The organism is Oscillibacter valericigenes, from assembly GCF_016902445.1.
GTDB lineage: Bacteria > Bacillota > Clostridia > Oscillospirales > Oscillospiraceae > Oscillibacter > Oscillibacter avistercoris.
On the sequence record NZ_JACSNX010000091.1, the window covers coordinates 1 to 237 of the forward strand.

General features: G+C 47.7%; 1 protein-coding gene. It reads left to right on the plus strand.

Annotated elements, in window-relative coordinates; translation table 11 throughout:
• A partial coding sequence (locus H9X91_RS14150; RefSeq protein WP_204805892.1) for a hypothetical protein occupies positions 1–237 on the plus strand: 237 nt, incomplete at both ends.

The following is a 237-nucleotide window of genomic DNA, read 5'->3' on the forward strand; positions in this document are numbered from 1 at the left end:
GCGAAAACAAAGGCTGCACAGAAGATCCAGCCGAAAAATCAAAGAATAGCGAAAGGAGGAAACGGCGGTTTTGCTACCATATTTTGTAAGAAAATCAGCCGCATCAGCGACTTTGGGCTCCGGGGACCGAGATACGTACTCTTCTGGCGAAAAAGTTGGAAAGGCGACGGCAAAACACCAAAAGGAGGAGAAATCCGAATGAAGAAGTTCCTTTCTCTGGTGCTTGCTCTGGTGATG